Raw genomic sequence first — 18,072 nt, 5'->3', positions numbered from 1 at the left:
ATCGCCCAGCCAGCAACTTCTTGCGGATTGGAAGATGGCCTTAATACGGCACCTCCGCAATCTGCTGGGGACTCAGGCCGGAGAGAAACTGGCGAGTTGTCTGCAGATCGAACTTGGGATCACGGGACTCGATGCATAGGAAGAAGCGGTCGCGCGAGGCGTGAGCAAACTCGGGCACGTGAAACACCGGATGATAAGGAGTGGGCAGCCCATTCATGATCAGCATGCCGATGCCGGCGGAGAGGCCGCCGATCAGAATGGTCAATTCGAAGGTCACGATAATGAACGATGGCCATGAGTGATAAGGACGCCCGCCAATGTTGAGCGGGTAAGCCACTATGTTGATCCAGGACTGCAGACCGTAGGCAGAGAGTAGCCCCAGTAATCCCCCCACCAGACACGCGAGAGCGACACCATCCTTGTGAAAGCCGATGGCCTCGCTCAGACCTTCGACGGGGAAGGGGCTGTACGCATCCATGCGCCGATAGCCTTCAGAGTAGGCTTTGCGAGCCGCGATCACCACCTCGGTAGGCGTCTTGAATTCAGCCATCAATCCGTACACGCCGCTGCGCTTCATCTCGATTTGACCTCCGTGGTGTTGACCTCCGCCGCCGGAAGCAGGTCACGCATTTCAAAGATCGAGATCATGGGCAGGACGCGAATGAAGAGCAGGAACGCAAACAGGAAAAAGCCAATGGTGCCGATGTAGGTCATCCAGTCCCACCGAGTGGGCGTGTAGATGCCCCAACTGGAGGGCAAGAAGTCTTCCGACAGGCTGATCACGACGATGACGAAGCGCTCCAGCCACATGGCAATCAGCACCATGGTGGAGACGATGAACAATAACATCGGAGTTCGACGGATTTTCCTGAACCAAAGCAAGTTGACCAGCACGATGTTGCCGGTCAGCAGCGCCCAGTACTCGTGCTTGTAATACCCAAAGAGGCGATTGAAGACCATGTGCTTCTCGTAGGTGCTGCCGGCATACCAGGCCATGAAGAATTCAAGGATGTAGCCATAGGCGACGATGAGACCGGTGGCGAGCATCACCTTGGCGCAATTTTCGAGGTGCTGATCGGTGATGACGTCTTCGAGGTGATAGACGGAACGGATGGGAATCGCCAGCAGCAGCACCATGGCAAAGCCGGAGTAGATGGCGCCAGCAACGAAGTATGGGGGGAAGATAGTCGAGTGCCAGCCGGGAACAATGCCGATGGTGAAGTCGAAACTGACAACCGTATGCACCGAGAGCACCAGCGGCGTAGCGAGACCGGCCAGCAGGAGATAGGCCGTCTCATAACGGTGCCAGTGACGCGCGGAGCCACGCCATCCCATGGCGAGAATGCCATAGATAAAGCGGGCGACTGGATTTTGTGCGCCGTCGCGCAGAGTGGCCAGATCAGGTACCAGTCCGATGAACCAGAAGACCAATGAAATAGTGAAATAAGTCGAGACCGCGAAGACGTCCCACACCAGCGGGCTCCGGAACTGCGGCCAGACCGACATGGTGTTGGGATAGGGAAATAACCAATAAAACAGCCAGGGACGGCCCAGGTGCAGCAACGGGAACACTCCCGCGCACATGACTGCAAACAGCGTCATGGCTTCAGCAAAACGGTTGATGGAATTGCGCCACCGCTGACGCAGAAGCAGGAGGATGGCGGAGATCAGCGTCCCAGCGTGTCCGATTCCGATCCACCATACGAAGTTGACGATGGCGAAACCCCACCCAATCGGAATATTGATGCCCCAGATGCCTACGCCGCGATAGAACAGGTAGGCGATGGCGTAGGTCAGCATCATCGTCAGCAAGCCTGTGAGCCCGACGGCAGCGAACCAGCCCAGAGGGGTCTCGCGAGTGAGCACGATGGCGCTGATCTTATCGGTGATGCTGGCGAAGGTGTGCGGGCCAACAATCGGCGGCCGCGAACCCGGCTCCATCTCGTCGATTTGGGGCTTGTCTGCCATCAGAAATTCTGCTCCGGCTGCGACACGGGAATCTCGGGGTTGGGGTTAATCACAGCAGCTAAATAACTAGTCCGAGGCCGGGTGTTGATTTCTTCCAGCAATCCGTAATTGCGCGGACCCTTCTTCAAACCAGAAATCAGGGTATTGGAATCGTTGATGTCGCCAAACTGGATGGCGCTTGCGGGGCAAACTTCCTGACAGGCGGTTTGAATCTCGCCGTCGCGAATCCGCCGGTTCTCTTCTTCCGCGTGAATACGGCTGTGAGTAATACGCTGCACACAATAGGTACACTTTTCCATCACGCCACGTGAGCGCACCGAGACTTCAGGATTGCGCACCAGCTTCAGTTGCGGGGTATCCCAGTCCTGGAACAGCAGAAAATTGAAACGTCGGACCTTGTAGGGACAGTTATTTGAACAGTAACGCGTACCGACGCAGCGGTTGTACACCATATCGTTCAAGCCTTCGGTGCTGTGCACCGTAGCTCCGACCGGACAGACCAGCTCGCAAGGAGCGTTCTCACATTGCTGACAAGGCACCGGCTCGTAGTACATCCGCGGACTGGAGGGATCACCCTGGTAGTAGCCGTCCACGCGGATCCAGTGCATGTGGCGGCCCATGATCACCTGCTGCTTTCCGACTACCGGAATGTTGTTTTCCGCCTGGCAGGCGATGATGCAAGCATTGCATCCGACGCAGGCCCCCAGATCGATGCTCATGCCCCAGACGTAGGCTTCCGCTCCGTTCGCGCTTTGCATTGGGTGCGGATACTCGGGATACATATTCTCGGTTGGGGCCTCGGTATGCGCATGCGCGAAATCGGGGTTTTGCTTGTAAGTTGCAATAGTGGCGCTACGGACGGTGTTTCGTCCCTCGATGTTCTGATATCCCTGGGTGGAAGCGAGGCGGTAGGTCTCGCCGATTCGGGTGAGTTTTGCTCCTACCCCAAACAAGGGCTCGTCAGAAAACCTGAGCGAATAAGCGTTGAATCCCCGACCGGTAGTTATGCGCCCGGCCCGCGAACGCCCGTAACCGAGAAAGAGCGTTACCGTGTCGTCCGGTTGCCCTGCTTGCACCCATACCGGAACGCGCAACTTGCGGCCACGGTATTCGACTTCCACGATGTCGGCATCCTGGCTGGCTTGCACACCAAGTTGCCGGGCAGTGTTGGGACTGATTAACGCAGGATTGTCCCAGGTAAGCTTGGTAAGGGGCTTGGGCAATTCCTGCAGCCAGCCATTGTTGGCGAAGCGCCCATCGTAAATCGAAGGATCGCGGCGGATGACGATCTCCGTACCCGCCTTGCTCTGCGTCTGGGAAGCGCCGAAATCCCGTGCCTTAACCCCCACGTTCTTCGGCCGGAACTCGCTGTCGGCGATGAATCCATCGTGCAACCAGTGGCGCCAGTTGGATTCGAAGTCTCCGCCCTTATTCTGCGATTTCCAGTAATCGCGGAGAAGATCGTAGCCGCTGGCGTCCGCCTGACCGTTCATCAACGCAAGCACCTCATGCGCGGTGTGTCCGGCGTAAAGCGGGGCAATTAGCGGCTGGATGATGCTGACCATCCCGTTATAGGCACGCGTGTCGCTCCACGATTCCAGATAATGCGCCGCATTCAGATGCCAGTCGCAGGCAACAGCGGTCTCGTTAGCGTAGAGACCGTAATGTATCTTCAGGGGTACTCTGGCCAGCAATGCCGGAAAATCGAAATCCGCTGGGGCGTCGTACACCGGATTGCCACCTAGGATCAGCAGCATATCGACCTTGCCGCCACTGATATCGCCCAGCAACTCCTTGAGCGAAGCGGTTTGATCCACGGGATTCGCAATTACCGGATCGGTATATTCGACGGTGTTGCCGACAGCACCGAGAGAATCGTTGATGGCGTGAGCCAGCGCGTGCACCGCGGCCGACTGTGTTTCCCCGGCGATCACGACTGCTTTGCCATGGTGCGCCTGCAGGTCTTTAACGACAGCATCCATCCACTTGCTGTGCTCGGGTCGGACATTTCCGCCGGCGCTGATGCCAAGTCGAGTTGCCAGCGCGCGGGCATACTGCTCGACTTCCGAGGGCTTCACCGCCAACCGATGATCGGCCTTAAAGCCAGTGGTGGAGGGAGTGCTCTCGATAACGTAGAGGCGGTTCATTCCCTCCTGTCCGTCGGGGTCGCGGCGGCTGGCCCAATCGGCGGCGTAGTTCAAGAAGCCCGGGAAGCCAGCGTAGAGGAAGTCTGCGTCAAGCGACACGATGACGTCTGCTTTTGCCAGCTGATATCTCGACTCGACGGGCTCGCCGAACGCCATTTGCGCGCCGGCGCGCGCGGCGTCCCGATTCAGCGGTTCCCACTGGTGCCATTTCATGCTGGGGAATTTCTGTTGTAGGCCCTTGATCTGACTGGCGAGAGTGGGCGAGGAAGTTGCCTGGGTCAACAGACGAAGGCCCGCACCATTAATAGCTTTTTGCGCGGCCAGAGGACCCTGCACTGCTCCAACGAACGACGCCCAGGTTCGAACCTCACCACGATAGAGATTCGTCTGGGTACGGTCAGGATCGTAGAGATCAAGAATGGAAGCTTGCGCAAAGATGTCGGTGGCGCCGCGGCTGGCGGGATGCTCAGGATTGCCTTCGATCTTCGTCGGACGGCCTTCGTGACTACGAACCAGCACCGGCTGGCCGTAGCCGCTCAGCGGCATGGCCGTAGCATAGAACATCGATTTGCCCAGGATTATTTCTTCCGGCTGCCGCACATACGGCACGATCACCTGGGTGGGAATCTTAGTGCAACTGGTCAACCCGGCTAGCGCCAGCGAGGCGCTCATCAGTTGCAAAAAATTACGCCGCGAAACGTCATCACCGATCCATTCCCCTGCCTGGCGCGGAAATTCGCGATGCAGCATGTCGCGAAATGCCTTGGTCTCCGCCAATTCCTCCAGGCTACGCCAATACTCTGGACCCCGCGCGCGGGCCAGCTTCGCTTGCACGTCTTCCAGGCGCAGGCCTTTTTCCTGCACCCGGTCGCTGCCGTTCTTGATGTTTACGAGTTCCATTTTCTCCGTTCTGTCGAATTAACGATGACAGGTGCTACAGCTGGTGATCTCCGGGGGCGTACGCACGTGGTACTTTTTGGCCAGATAGCTCCCCAGCTGAAGTTGCTCAGTGAAAGTCTGGCCGTCGTATTTCACCGGGTTTGACGGTGTCGGCTGCTGATATCTCATGTTGAATTGCTCGCCGCGGGGGCGCAGAAACTTTTCCGGCCCGCGATGGCAGCTGAGGCACCACTCCATCTGCATAGTGGAGTCCTGGTACATCAGCGCCATCTGGTCCACTGGACCGTGGCAGCTATTGCAGCCGACCCCCTTGTTAATGTGAATGCTATGGTCGAAGTACACGAAGTCGGGGATGTAGTTCACCTTGGTCCAGTTGATGGAGTTGCCGGAGCGGAAGCTCTCTCGCACCGGTTCTAGCAAAGCGGCGTTGGTCCATATCTGCGAGTGGCAGTTCATGCAGGTCTTGGTAGGAGGAAGACCGGCGTAGCCGGACACCTCCACCGAGGTGTGGCAGTAGCGGCAGTCGATGCCCAACCCGCCAGCGTGATGCTTGTGACTGAAAGGGACGGGCTGGGTACGAATCACTCCACGCCAACTGAGATAAGGAGCGCTCTGCATCTCAGCGGCGGCGAAGAAAAATGCGGTCACCGAAAGCAACGCCACCACTATCGAAAAGCGGGAAAACGTATTAGTACTGCGATGGAAGATCTGGGGCATGTCAGTACCGATTCAAGTTGTCAGCCACGGAAGCCGGCTGGGATTCCGCGGGCAGGTTACGAGTTTCGGAGACTGCACATATAGGGCGTGACCGCTATCACTAGGCCGGGTGATTGTAACAGGTTGGGCTGAAATGTGGCTTAAGAGTTGAAAGGCGGGAGAAGAAATGTTTACGTCTGGTGAAAACGAGGGCTCTCTGAAAATGTGCACAAGGCAAACGCAAGGTCCTTCGGCTCGAGCCGGAATGGTCCGCCGGCCCTCGCTCAGCATGACAACTCGGGCTTCTAAGCCAGTGTTCCCCTTCAGCGCAAATTCATGACCAGCAGCTTGGGCTCGGTCATGTCCTGGATGGCGTAGCGCAACCCCTCGCGGCCGGTCCCTGAGTCCTTGGTTCCACCGTAGGGCATATGATCCATGCGGAAGGTGGGAGAATCGCCGGCAATCACGCCACCTACCTGCAGCTCCTCATACGCATAGAAAAGAAGATTAGCGTCACGAGTGAAGACTCCTGCCTGCAGGCCATAGGGTGTGTCATTGATCTGCTGAACCGCGCGCGAGAAGTCATCATAGGGTTCGACGGTGACCACGGGCGCAAACAACTCTTCACAATTCACGCGCATCTGCGGGCGGGTGTTGGTGAGGACAGTGGGCTCGACCATCGATCCGTTGCGCTTGCCGCCGCAGAGCAGTTTCGCGCCAGAAGAAGTGGCCTCCTCAATCCAGTCACTGGCGCGGATCGCGTCCTGTTCACGAATCATCGGGCCAACGTCGGTATTTGGATCCAGCGGATCGCCCAGCACCAGCTTGCGCGCGCCATCTACCAAAATTTGAGTGAATTTGTCGAAGACAGTCCGCTCCACCAGGATGCGCTGGACGGAGATGCAACTCTGCCCGGCATAGGAAAATCCGCCGCTGACGCAACGTTGCGCGGCAAAGCTGATATCGGCGTCCTTGTGCACGATCACGCCGGCATTACCGCCCAGCTCCAGCACGACCTTCTTCTTGCCGGCCCGCTGCTTTAATTGCCAGCCCGCGGCGGCGCTGCCGGTGAAGGTAAGCAGGCGCGGACGATCATCGGTGATCAGCGGATCGGCATCCTCATTGCTAAGCGGCAGCACGTTCAGGGCGCCATCGGGCCAGCCAACCTGCTGCACGATCTCCCCCAGCATCAAGGCAACAATCGGGTCCTGCGGAGCAGGCTTGAGCACCATGGTGCATCCCGCAGCAATCGCAGGAGCGATTTTGTGAGCCGGCAAATTCAGCGGGAAATTGAAGGGCGTAATGGCGGAGATTACCCCGATGGGAAAACGGCGCTCGATGGCCCAGCGCCCGGTAGCTGTGTCCTGCAAATCGAGAGGGAGATATTCGCCGTAAATGCGCGTGCTCTCCTCGGCAGCGATGGTGAAGGTGAAGATGCAGCGTTCCACTTCCCCGCGCGCTGTCTTGATAGGCTTGCCGGCTTCCATAGCCATGATGCGCGCAAACTCTTCCTTACGTTCCGCAAGGTGATGAGCGATGGCACGCAGCACGCGCTGGCGCTCGAATGCGGGGAGCTTTCGCGTTGTCCGGAAAGCCGCTTCAGCCGCAGCGATCGCGGCCACGGCATCGGTACGGCTGCCGTTGATGATGGTGCCTACGATCTGATGATCGTAGGGAGCGTGAATATCGACCGGTGATCCTTGGGTTATGAATTTTCCATTGAGAAGAAAACCGTGGGGCTTGGTTGCGGTCAGGGTGGCACTCATAGGGATATGGTAACTCCGGTTGCCGCGCTTGAGTGAGATGAGCAAAGCGGAGCGGGGGACAGAAATTTTCTGGCGAGACGATGTGACAGGCGAGATCGCCTATCCCGCACAAGCTTACCTCAATGTGACCTTGGCATTGACTAGATCTTCCTCAAGATCCACATGCAGCGCGAACCCCAGGCGGTTGCAGATGGCGCGCATCTCGCGGTTGATCCCGAGCATGGTGGAGCTCACATATTTGAGCTTTTCCTCGCGGGCGATGAGCATGAGCCGGCGTACCAACTCGGTGCCAAGGCCCTGGTGCTGGAATTTGTCGCTCACCAGCACGGCCACCTCGGCTTCCTCGAGGCCATGCAGTTTGCTCAAGCGGCCCACGCCGATGATCTCGGGCTCGCCGGCAGGGTTGTGGCGCTCGGCCACCAGCGCCATTTCGCGGTCATAGTCGATGAAGCAGATGCGCGTCATGCGCTCGTGCGCCGTGCGCTGCGAGAGTTTCAGCGGCTGGAAATAACGCAGGTAGACAGTGCGATCGGAGAGCTCTTCGTGGAACCGGATCAGCAGCGGCTCGTCTTCCGGACGAATGGGCCGGATCACCACATCCACGCCATTCTTGAGAGTCCAGGGCGCAACATGGCGGCTGGGATAAGGCCGAATCGCGGGACGCGGCAAGTCGTCCTCAGTGACATCGAGTCCGAAAATCACGACCCGAGCATCGAGCGCGAGCAGCCCGTTGGAGGAAGCCAACAGCGGGTTGATATCGATTTCCTTGATCCACGGATGCTCGAGCACCAACTGGCTGAATCTAACCAGCAGAGCTTCAAGAGCGGTGAGATCGACCCCTCCGTGGCCGCGTGCGCCTTGCAGGGCGGAATAGACACGAGTCTGCTCCATCATGCGGCGCGCCAGGGTGGTGTTCAGCGGCGGAAGGGCAAGAGCGCGGTCTCGCGTGATTTCCACTAGAAGCCCGCCTGCGCCGAACAGGAGCACGGGACCGAACTGCGGGTCAATGCTGCTGCCGACGATCAATTCAAATCCCTCGCGCGAGATCATGGGTTGCACCGTCACACCTTGAAAGGCCGCTTCACCTACCAGATCGCAAACGGTGCGCTGAATGCCATAGAAAGCGGTGCGCACCGCTTCGGCATCGCGCAAATTCAGGCGCACGCCTTTGACATCGGATTTATGGGTGACGGTGTAGGAGTGAAGCTTCACGACTACCGGATATCCAATCTGACCGGCGCGGGCTACGGCTTCGTCGGCGGTAGAGGCGATGAGAGTCTTGACGGTGGGAATGCCGTAGTCGGCGAGCAGTTGCTTGGATTCGGCTTCGGTGAGCACGGTACGACCCGACTCGCGAACCTGCAGGATGCGCTTCTCGGCAGTCTCGCGGTCGATGCCGGTTTCCGCATAAGAAGGAAGCGCCGGAGTCTCATATAGGCCGCGCAGATTGTAGCTGTACTTCCACATGTAGGTGAATGCGCGAGTAGCAGTATCGGGAAACTGAAAGGTTGGAATGCCGGCGCGGTTCAGAATTTCGTTGCCCGCCGCAACGTCTGCGCCACCCATAAAGCAGGCGAGAACGGGTTTTCCGGTGCCGCGAGCGTGCGGCTTCAGCAGTTCGGCAATTTGCGTGGGCTCGCTGAGACCCTGGGGGGCAGTCAGAATGAGGATGCCATCACAATTGGGATCGTTCACCGTGATTTCCAGCGCGCGGGAATAGCGATCAGGGGTAGCGTCACCGAGCACATCGACAGGATTCCCATGACTCCAGTGCGGAGGCAAAAACGAGTTCAGAGCTTCCATGCTGGCTGGCGATAGTTCGGCGAGTTTGCCTCCGCTGGCCACCAACCCGTCGGCCGCAAGCACGCCCGGGCCGCCGGCGTTGGTGAGAATCGCCAGCCTCGGTCCCTTGGGGCGCGGCTGCTTGGAGAGCACTTCCGCCATGTAAAAGATGTCGGCAATGCTGTTCACGCGCAAAACCCCGCTGCGGCGAAAAGCGGCGTCGAGTACCTCGTCGCTTCCGGTGAGAGCGCCCGTATGGGAAGCGGCTGCTTTGGCGGCGGCTTCGGAGCGGCCTGCCTTGATCACAATTATCGGCTTGGTTAACGAGACCTCGCGGGCGGCGGAGAGAAAGGAACGCGCGTTCCCGATGCTCTCCATATAAATAACGATGCTCTGGGTGCGGGGATCATTGCCGAGATAGTCGATCAGATCACCCCATCCTACGTCGACCATCGAGCCTACCGATACAAATGCGCTGAAGCCGACCATCTCGTGCAGGCTCCAGTCGAGAATGGCGGTGCACAATGCCCCACTCTGACTTATGAACGCCACGCTGCCGGGCAGAGCGATGGTCTGGGAAAAGGTGGCGTTCAGGCCGGTAAGCGGATTCATCACGCCCAGGCAGTTGGGACCAATCACCCGCATGCGGCTGCCGCGGAGTTTCTCCAGGATCTGCTGCTCGAGGGCGGCGCCTTCGGCGCCATGCTCACGAAATCCCGCCGAGATGATGATTGCGGCCTTCACGCCAGCAGCCACGCATTCCTCAACCACGCCGGGAACACTTGCGGCCGGAGTAACTACCACTGCCAGATCGACGGCCTCGGGCACGTCGCGGACCGATGGGTAGGCCTTGATTCCCAGCACGCTGCGGCGTTCCTTGCTGACGGGAAAGAACGTGCCGCCGAAGGGGCTGCTGAGCAAGGCCCACAGCACACGGCGGCCAATACTGGCGGGACGCTCGGTGGCTCCAATAACGGCCACACTGCGTGGGGCAAACACCGCGTCCAGCGGTTGCTTTTCGGCGCGCAGTACATCATGCGCGGGATCGGTGCCGGGTTTGGATGCACCCGGTTTGGATGCACCAGGCTTGGAGAGTGCGCGGGCAGCCGAATCCATGGCGGCCTCCTCCCTGCGAAAGAGCATAGCAGGGGCGGGGAATGGGGCAGACGGGAAGCATCACGGCGAGATGTGACGTGTGACCAGAGGCGCGCGGAGCAGTTGCTGGTTTTCAGGAAAAGCAGGTCCCTCGCCGCCGCTTGGGATTTCGCCAGCAGGCCGCCTGCTGATCGGCTCAAGCTGGGCTGCCTCAAGCGTGTCCGAGATGAAAAGACTGATTTAGTCCTTATTCTTGGCCGGTGTCACCAAGGCGTCCTGAGGAAAAGACTTAAAGGTGACTTCGCGGGAGCGGGCGGAAGTCTTCTTATTGTCGTCGGTGGTGTACTCGGTGAGCGTGCCCTTCAAGACGCGGTAGCCTTCCAGGTTGGGCGACTTGGCCTCACCGCGTTCGATCCGGCCCTTGAATTCGAACCAAACACCGTGAATGGGCTTGGTGATCCAGTGCATGTTGGGACGGTCGAACTCTCCCTTGTCGATCATATGATCGAGAAATGCACCGCGATCGCTGTCGCTCTCGCCGTAGCGGGAAACGAAGCCGGTGATGTGGACTTTGTCCTCGAGATCGACTTCCACGAATTCGCCTTCGCGCAGGAAGGTGTACATGCCGGAGACACCATCATCGAGGTCCACGGCCGGAGGCGGAGATTGGTTTTGTGCCAGGGCAGTCATCGCTGCCAGCAGGCAAATTGCAGCCAAAAAATGTTTCATGGAAAGGATTTCCTGCACAATTAGAACACGGCAGGCAAAGATTTGATGCGCCGCTCTGTCATCCCTCCCGGGACTCTTGAGTCTGTTCCGCGCAAGACCCGGCACCCACGCACCGGATAATCTGCCCACCCAGGTTAGCGGGGAACTGCACGGCGCGAACCTGGGGGACCTGCCAGTTTCAAAATCTGCCGCGTCAACCGGCGCGAGGTGACGTGATCACGAAGGCGCGTATAATCCAGCTAACCCTGGTGCTTTAATGTCGTCCCACCCTGGCAGGATTTCCGATTTGAATGGGTCAGAAGAGGTGGGGACGGGTCCGCAATTGTTGGTTGAGCTGCCCTCGTGGCGGAAGGTTTTCCTCTCTAACTTAGGTGACTTTCTTTTGCGCCGCAAGCCGCGGTCCGTTGTGGTCACCTCGCCCCCTGCCGAATTCTGGCCCGACGTTTTTGTCCAGCGGGGAATCCCCTGGACGCGTTTACGCCAGTCGGCCCTGCTGCACATCTTCGTCGTGGTCGCTCTCTGGGGACTCACCGAATCCTGGGCCGGGCTGCTGTGGCGGCGCAACCCCGCGCTTCCGCTTCATGACAAGATCGTGTACTACTCCGTCTCCGAATATCTGCCGCCCATCGATACCGGCAGCGCTCCCGCTAAAGAGGAGAAGAAAGGCGATCCCGTGTATGCCAAGCAGCCGATCATCTCCCTGCCTTTGCATCGCGATAATCGTGAGCAGACGATCATCACGCCACCCGATGTGAAGCTGCCAAAGAACGTCCCATTGCCGAATATCGTCGCCTGGAATTCCACGCCGGCCCCCGTGCCAACAGCGGTGGCGACGCGAGCCAACGCCCTTACCCTGCCGGCGATGCCGGCCTCGGTGATACCGCCGCCACCTGATCCCATCCGGCGCGAGCTGCAGCGTATGGCGGGACTGCAGCCCGGAAAAGTAGCGGTCATCGAGCCGCCTCCGGCGATCGATCAGTCGAAGTCGACGCGCAAGCTGGACCTTCCAGCGGTGCCGGTGGTAGAGGCGCCTCCGTCGCTGGATCAACTGAAAACACAATCGCGGCAAATCGCGGCGCCCACGCCAGCGGTGATCGAGCCGCCTCCCGCAGTCGATAGCGGAGTGCGATCGCTGGGCGCGATGAACGTCGGCAAATTCGAGGCGAATGTGGCCGCGCCAAAACTCGTGGTTGCCGAGCAGCGGTCGGTGGCAGTGAACGGTGCGCCCGGGAAGACCGGCGAGTCCGCTGTTAGAGCTGCGGGTGGTGCCGGGCGAGGTGGCTCAGGACAGGCATCGGCTGCAGTGCCTCCTCCTCCTTCAATCGGAGCCTTGGCGGCTGGGTCTGCTGCGGGACAGTTGATCGCTCTGAATCTGCATCCCGCAACCGTGAGCGGACCGATAGAGGTGCCTGCCGGGAGACGCTCGGGTGAGTTTGCTGCCACGCCGCAAGGCAAGCCCGATGCGTCAGGCACGCCGGAGATCAAAGGCGGCGGCACCAAGGGTGCGAACGGAGGCGGAACCGGAACCGGTAAGGCCGAGCCGGGATCGGGATCGAGCGCAAACGCACCTGCTGGAATTTTTGTTGGTGGCGATCCCAAGAGCCCGCCCGCAGGCGCCGCTGTGGTGGCGGGAGCACCTTCTGCAACGTCCGCCGAGAAGCCAGAGGAAAAAACCCTGATGGCTTCAATCTCGCGTCCCAAGGTGACAGACACGACGCGTGGGCCGATCATCGATGGCCCGGGAAAAATCGAAGACCGAGTCTTTTCCGGCCGAAAGTACTACACGATGGCGCTGAACATGCCCAACCTCACGTCGTCCGGCGGGAGCTGGATCGTGCGCTTTGCCCAACTCCAGGACGACCACCGCGGAGGCGAGGTGACGGCGCCAATCGCGCTACAGAAGGTTGATCCTAAATATCCGCCGGAACTGCAGCGCGAATTCGTGGAAGGTACGGTGACGCTCTATGCGGTGATCCGCAAGGATGGCAGCGTGGATGACGTGCGGGTGCTGCGCGGCGTGGACCGCCGCCTGGACGAGAACGCGCGCACCGCTCTGGCGCGCTGGCATTTCCACCCCGGAACTAAGAATGGCGAGGCCGTGGACCTGGAGGCGGTGGTGTTCATTCCCTTCAAGGCAGGAAGGATGCCCTTCTGATTGCTTTAGTCGGCTCCCTGCAGCTTTAGCCATTGGCCTTGGTAGTAATAGAAGACCTCAGAAGCCTTTCCATCTATTCCGAGATCGACTCCCTGATGATCTATTGGTGGTGGCTGCGGCCCGCCGTACGCGCGATAGTGATCCATGATGTATTTCTCACCGACGGGCTCGATGGAATAGTAGAGATCGCTTGGCTCCCATCTGTAAACTTCGGCGGTGTCGGTTTCTGAGCCGTTCCAGAAGACGAAGATCGAGAGAAATCCATTCATAGAACATAAGACCGCCCAATCTCTTTGCCCAGGCTTGGCGAATTCTCCGCGAATGACGTTCTCTGGCTTACCGGTTGACGGTTGCGGAATGGTGCAGCCGCGGGTTTGGAGTTCCTTGGTTATATTGCCGGGGAGCGTTGGAAACGCTGTTGGCGGAAGACGTACAACAGTCTGCGATGTGAGTTGGCCGACAACCGGGCTGTCGGCCGACTGCGAGCAGCAGCGCTCCACAGCCGACTGCAGCTTCTTCACTCGCTGGTATGGCGAATCGCGACGCGCCCAGGGCACGAGCACATCGGGAGTGATCCCATTCACTTCGTTTGAGCCATCGGCACGAAACCGGACGCAGTCGGGCATTTTGACTTCCGCGCCAGAGTTTTTCAGCTTGGTGGGGATTCCTCCATCGGTGTAGCCGCATCCGGCTCCGCCGGTCAGTTCGCCAACGATGGTGGCGGCATGATTGTCCTGCAACAAGGCTGCGAAGTATTCGGCGGCCGACCAGGTATCGTGATCGACAACAACATACATCGGAAGCCTGTCTGCTGACTCGCTGTAGTCGTATTGAGTCGGCGACTTGTACGAGCAGCCCTTGACCAGGAGAGAGCAATTGCTCTTTCCCGTGTACCAAACGTTTGTCCGATCGCAAGGTTGCCGGCTCTCCGCGATGGCTTTCCGCAAACACGCGGCAGCATCTTCTAGCGACGCGTTCGGCTTAGGACTCTTTCTCCTATCGGCTTCCACTTCCTGCAAACGTTCTTGCAGCTGCTTTGTCCAATGCTCGTGTTTTATGAACGCTCCAGGGGAATTGCTCAGTGCAACGGCACTCAGGGAACCTAGTGTTGCATCGACCCAATCCGAGCCACCGCCATTGCGCGCAATGTCTATTAAAACCGCAGTAGCGCCTGCCTTCCGGAACACAATCTCCTGTCTCGCTAGAGCCGCCGTAAGGAGATTGCCAGTCTCCAACTGCAGTCTGTCGCTGCATTTTTCGTCGCAATCCTTCGACTCATCGAGATTCAGTTTTCGAACCGCGCGCTCACAAACTTCCGGGTAGGCATGTTCGCTGAACAATCCAATCCTGAGAACGCCAATGGCCTTGGCGCTGGGCAGGCGCAGAATTCCGCTGGGGAACACTCTGGCGTCTTCGCTGTCGAGAGGTGTAAAGGAGGAAAGGAGCGAAAAGTCCAGCCCGGGCGAGAGATGTTCGTTATAGTCAAGGCGGGCACAAAGACCCTGCCCAGATGTTGAACTTGCAGGCTTACTCTCTTGCGCCTTAGGCCAACGAATTTGCAGATGGCCGTCGCCAAAGCTCTCCACAAACTGATTCAGGATTCGGCGGGCATCTTCTTCGTTCCTGGCCTCGCCGAGTTTTGCTTCCGTCTGCTGGCGCAGTTGGGGCAGATCCATATGTCGTTCCTGGATCGCCCACTCCAGATTGGCATAGTGCGAAGACATTTCGCGCAGTAGCTGATGGAAGTCCTCCACCCATGGCGCGGGATCAAAACTGCCCGGCGGTGTTGTTTTGCTGCTTTGACCTCGAGCCGATCCCGCCAGGCCGATCAACATGCAGATGCAGATAAGGAATATTCGTCGCACCCGCTTGTCCCCCTTTGGACCAGAAGCAAGCAGCCATTTTACGGTGCGCGACGAAATGCAACTGCTTTGTTCGCCAGAGTTGAAGGGTAATCGCTACCGCAACGCGGTAACCGGGCGAGATTCAGCCTGGGAGGTGAACATACCGATTCCCTCTGCTTCGCCTTTGTTGCGCAGCCACAGTTCGACCAGCTTATAGATGTCCTCGTGAGTGCAGACCTCGTAGTAGCGGCGGTCGGTCCACTTCTTGAGCGAAAATCCCTGCGCCCCGATGCGGGCGATGCTTCCCTCGCGGATCACCAGGCGATGAAAGCTCTGACCTACGGATACCAGGCCTGTATGGAGGGTTACGGGTTCGTTCTCCCAGAGCGTGGGTAGTTCCATTTCTATGGGCTGCAGCGAGATCTCCTGGCGCAGCTTACGGTAGGCGGGTTCGCTCATGTGAATCCCACCGATGTTGTAGCGCATGAGGAACTCGTCGGGGTTCCCGCCAGTATCCTCGTCGTCCACCGTTTGGAAGCAAAAAACGTTGAACAGCGTCTCCGAACCCTCCAGGATTTTGCGCGCCCCGCGATTGCAGGAAGAGAGCCTGTCGCTCTCATTGAGTGCTTTGGAAATCATGATTCGGGACTGGCCGTCCATCAGATACATGGGCGCGGCATCCTGATAGGAGATTCCGATTCCCAGTTCCAGGGTGGGCAGTCCGGACTTCTCCGACTGGGCATTGTAGGCGCGCACCAGGGTACTCATTTCGCGCGCCAGGGCGCAGGTCCGGCCCACGCCAAAGCCCTCGCCGCCTTCCCGCTCGAACAAGGCGAGGATGACGGCATCGCCTTCGATGAAAACCTTGGTGGCCTGATATTTCGGCAAAAGCTTGTTGACCGGGTCGTAGAAATTCAAGCTGAAATACGAAGCCGGATTCAGACCGCGTTCAAATAGCGTGCGCGTAAGCGTGGTGGAATCGCGAATATCGGCCTTGAGAATGATGTGGTGAAGGATGCGATCTTCGGCCGGCTTCTGCTCTTCTGGAAGCGGAAATTCGTATAGCGTGCTGTTGATCTCGGACAGGCTGCGCAGTTTTTCGCTGGTCAGCAGAGAGATGCCCTCCATCGCTGCCAGCAAGGTTTCCAGACGGCGGAGGTCGCGGTGATAGCGCATGAAGTCGCGCAAGAAACGCCCGCCAAATTTGGCGCGGTCTGATCCGCGATAATTGGCGAAGCGTTTCACTGCCGCCTGAAAATTTGCAGGAGAGAGTTTTCCCTGCTCCTCCAGCAACTTCTCCACCCGCTGGCGCTCCTGCCGCCAGATCAGCGCATTTTTGAGCTGCTGGGGATTGATCGTAGGTGAGTACTCAGCCAGCAATGGCACGGTATCGTAAGCAGCGATCACGTGATTGAGAACGCCTTCGCGTTCCAGGCACTCAGTCCACGTTTCCAGCAGTGCTTTCTGCAAGCGGCCTTCGTGAGTGTCCTCGTCAGGGACGCCATTGCCTACCAGGTCGTGGGCATTTTCGGGAACACTCAAAATGGGGATCAGCTCCTGTTCGTCGGAGCCGATCTCCATGGACTTCAGATAATCCACAGCAATTGCCAGCAAACGGTGGAAGCGGTCGGGATCGCGCTCGAAGTTGCCCAGCATCACGTAGTGCTCGGCATTCACTTGATCGTCGCGTCCGTTTTCCGTGAAGACTAGGTGATTGATGAAAAGGTCGTATCCCACAAAGTCAGCGGAGCCAAACAGCGAGCGCCGCATGCGCAGCAGGGTTTCCTTTTCGATTTCGCGCAGAGTGTGGAAGATTTCCTCGCCGGCTCGGCAGAGAATGCTCTTCTTATTCCGTTGAAATGCGGCACAGCGTTCCCGCGACTGAACCGCGCTATTGTTTGTCTGGCGAGGGCCGTCGTAGGTGTTGGCGCGGGTGCGCAGTTTCTCCAGGATGGAGGAGCACTGCTCCCCCAGCTCGCTACGCAGAAACTTCAGGATTGCGATGCGGAACAGCAGATCGAGCGAAACGTTATTCTCCGCCTTGGAGCGGTTGAGTGACGCGACATGCAACTCGGTGAGGCGGCGTTTGAATTCGGACACATCGGGCGCTGGAGCAGGCTTTTGTGTCCGCGACAGGAAAGCCGGACTGCCCAGAGGCGTGCGACGATCGACGATTAGATCTTCGACGTTGCCGGCTTTAGCGATGACCCGGGCGATATGCTGGCGAGCCACCTCTGTAAGAATCGGGCTCAGAAAAACATCATAGCGGACGTTATCGACGCCAGGCACCAGGCCCTGCAGCTCGATCACCGGAGTGTAGGCCTTGAGATCGAGCTGGCGGGCCAGCTGGCCAAGATTCTCGCGTTGAAAGAACGGGAACGGCGACATTTTTCGATTCGGCGCCCGAACCGGGCGATGCAGCTTCAGCAAAAACCGCAGTACGATGCGAGGCTAGCACGATCCGAGTAACCTGCCCATGTTACGGAGGTTACTGGTGCGAGTGGGCATAGGGAGCACAGACGGAAACACTCAGGACGGACATGATTGCCACCCACCCTTCGCTGCGCTCAGGATGGGGCACCCACAGTGTCGCGGGTTGCGGGAAGGAGTGGGACACGCCCCGGCGGCTTAGGGCTATACTCTGGGGCCGATAGAGAAGACATGCATCAGCGTGGCAAAGGAGAAGCCCAGGTCTCGAAAAGCGCGAGACCTGGGGCACCCCAGTCTTGGAGGGAAGGACAACTCGCCGGATCGGGGAGACCTGGGCCACCCGCCCGGAGAAGCATTCTCTATGTGACCGTGCTCACTTCTTGTCCGCCATCCGGTTGGTGGTGAACGGCAACCTTTTGGGTCAATGAGTTCTATAAGAAGGGATGTCAAGAAAAAAGCTCCGCCTCGACCGGAGGCGAGATTTGTTTTCTCGAGATCCAGCCCACCGTAAATCTCTCCGGTTAGGAAGTTTTGACTTTTTCATTCTCATAAGTTTCCTC

General features: G+C 58.7%; 10 protein-coding genes. 1 reads left to right on the top strand and 9 read right to left on the bottom strand.

Annotated elements, in window-relative coordinates; genetic code table 11:
• Window positions 1-40: 40 nt before the first annotated feature.
• The 7 genes from VEG30_07805 to VEG30_07775 form a co-directional block, all read right to left on the bottom strand.
• Complete coding sequence (locus tag VEG30_07805) at window positions 41-577, bottom strand: DUF3341 domain-containing protein (protein HXZ79817.1); 537 nt, start codon at window positions 575-577, stop codon at window positions 41-43.
• On the bottom strand, window positions 574-1,968 hold the full coding sequence (nrfD, locus tag VEG30_07800) for an NrfD/PsrC family molybdoenzyme membrane anchor subunit (GenBank protein HXZ79816.1): 1,395 nt from the start codon (window positions 1,966-1,968) through the stop codon (window positions 574-576). Before nrfD ends, VEG30_07805 begins: the two co-directional genes overlap by 4 nt.
• The gene (locus VEG30_07795) at window positions 1,968-5,015 is read right to left on the bottom strand and encodes a TAT-variant-translocated molybdopterin oxidoreductase (GenBank protein HXZ79815.1); all 3,048 of its coding nucleotides are present in this window, start codon (window positions 5,013-5,015) and stop codon (window positions 1,968-1,970) included. Before VEG30_07795 ends, nrfD begins: the two co-directional genes overlap by 1 nt.
• A gap of 18 nt (window positions 5,016-5,033) precedes the next feature.
• Entirely contained in the window at window positions 5,034-5,732 is a 699-nt protein-coding gene (locus tag VEG30_07790) for a cytochrome c3 family protein (protein HXZ79814.1), read from the bottom strand.
• 302 nt (window positions 5,733-6,034) lie between these two features.
• Window positions 6,035-7,477: an aldehyde dehydrogenase family protein gene (locus tag VEG30_07785; GenBank protein HXZ79813.1), complete on the bottom strand. Its 1,443-nt coding sequence runs from the start codon at window positions 7,475-7,477 to the stop codon at window positions 6,035-6,037.
• A gap of 114 nt (window positions 7,478-7,591) precedes the next feature.
• A complete protein-coding gene (locus tag VEG30_07780) occupies window positions 7,592-10,375 on the bottom strand; it encodes a bifunctional acetate--CoA ligase family protein/GNAT family N-acetyltransferase (protein ID HXZ79812.1) in 2,784 nt (927 codons plus the stop codon).
• A gap of 219 nt (window positions 10,376-10,594) precedes the next feature.
• Window positions 10,595-11,083, bottom strand: a complete 489-nt coding sequence (locus tag VEG30_07775; protein ID HXZ79811.1) for a hypothetical protein — start codon at window positions 11,081-11,083, stop codon at window positions 10,595-10,597.
• Between the two features lie 286 nt (window positions 11,084-11,369).
• Between VEG30_07775 and VEG30_07770 the strand changes: the two genes are divergently transcribed.
• A complete protein-coding gene (locus VEG30_07770) occupies window positions 11,370-13,238 on the top strand; it encodes an energy transducer TonB (GenBank protein HXZ79810.1) in 1,869 nt (622 codons plus the stop codon).
• Window positions 13,239-13,243: 5 nt separating this feature from the next.
• Here VEG30_07770 and VEG30_07765 read toward each other — a convergent pair whose 3' ends face one another.
• Together VEG30_07765 and VEG30_07760 are read right to left on the bottom strand one after the other, a co-directional pair.
• Entirely contained in the window at window positions 13,244-15,103 is a 1,860-nt protein-coding gene (locus VEG30_07765) for a S41 family peptidase (GenBank protein HXZ79809.1), read from the bottom strand.
• 93 nt (window positions 15,104-15,196) lie between these two features.
• Window positions 15,197-17,470, bottom strand: coding sequence for a hypothetical protein (locus tag VEG30_07760; GenBank protein ID HXZ79808.1), 2,274 nt, complete (start codon window positions 17,468-17,470; stop codon window positions 15,197-15,199).
• Window positions 17,471-18,072 lie beyond the last annotated feature (602 nt).

The sequence above is a fragment of the Terriglobales bacterium genome (genome assembly GCA_035624455.1).
GTDB lineage: Bacteria > Acidobacteriota > Terriglobia > Terriglobales > Acidobacteriaceae > DASPRM01.
This window is presented reverse-complemented; position numbering and strand designations above follow the sequence as displayed.

Bases quoted from the DNA above. Each gene is read 5' to 3' on its own strand.
- VEG30_07805 (HXZ79817.1), bottom strand. From the start codon at position 577: ATGAAGCGCAGCGGCGTGTACGGATTGATGGCTGAATTCAAGACGCCT.
- nrfD (HXZ79816.1), bottom strand. From the start codon at position 1,968: ATGGCAGACAAGCCCCAAATCGACGAGATGGAGCCGGGTTCGCGGCCG.
- VEG30_07795 (HXZ79815.1), bottom strand. From the start codon at position 5,015: ATGGAACTCGTAAACATCAAGAACGGCAGCGACCGGGTGCAGGAAAAA.
- VEG30_07790 (HXZ79814.1), bottom strand. From the start codon at position 5,732: ATGCCCCAGATCTTCCATCGCAGTACTAATACGTTTTCCCGCTTTTCG.
- VEG30_07785 (HXZ79813.1), bottom strand. From the start codon at position 7,477: ATGAGTGCCACCCTGACCGCAACCAAGCCCCACGGTTTTCTTCTCAAT.
- VEG30_07780 (HXZ79812.1), bottom strand. From the start codon at position 10,375: ATGGATTCGGCTGCCCGCGCACTCTCCAAGCCTGGTGCATCCAAACCG.
- VEG30_07775 (HXZ79811.1), bottom strand. From the start codon at position 11,083: ATGAAACATTTTTTGGCTGCAATTTGCCTGCTGGCAGCGATGACTGCC.
- VEG30_07760 (HXZ79808.1), bottom strand. From the start codon at position 17,470: ATGTCGCCGTTCCCGTTCTTTCAACGCGAGAATCTTGGCCAGCTGGCC.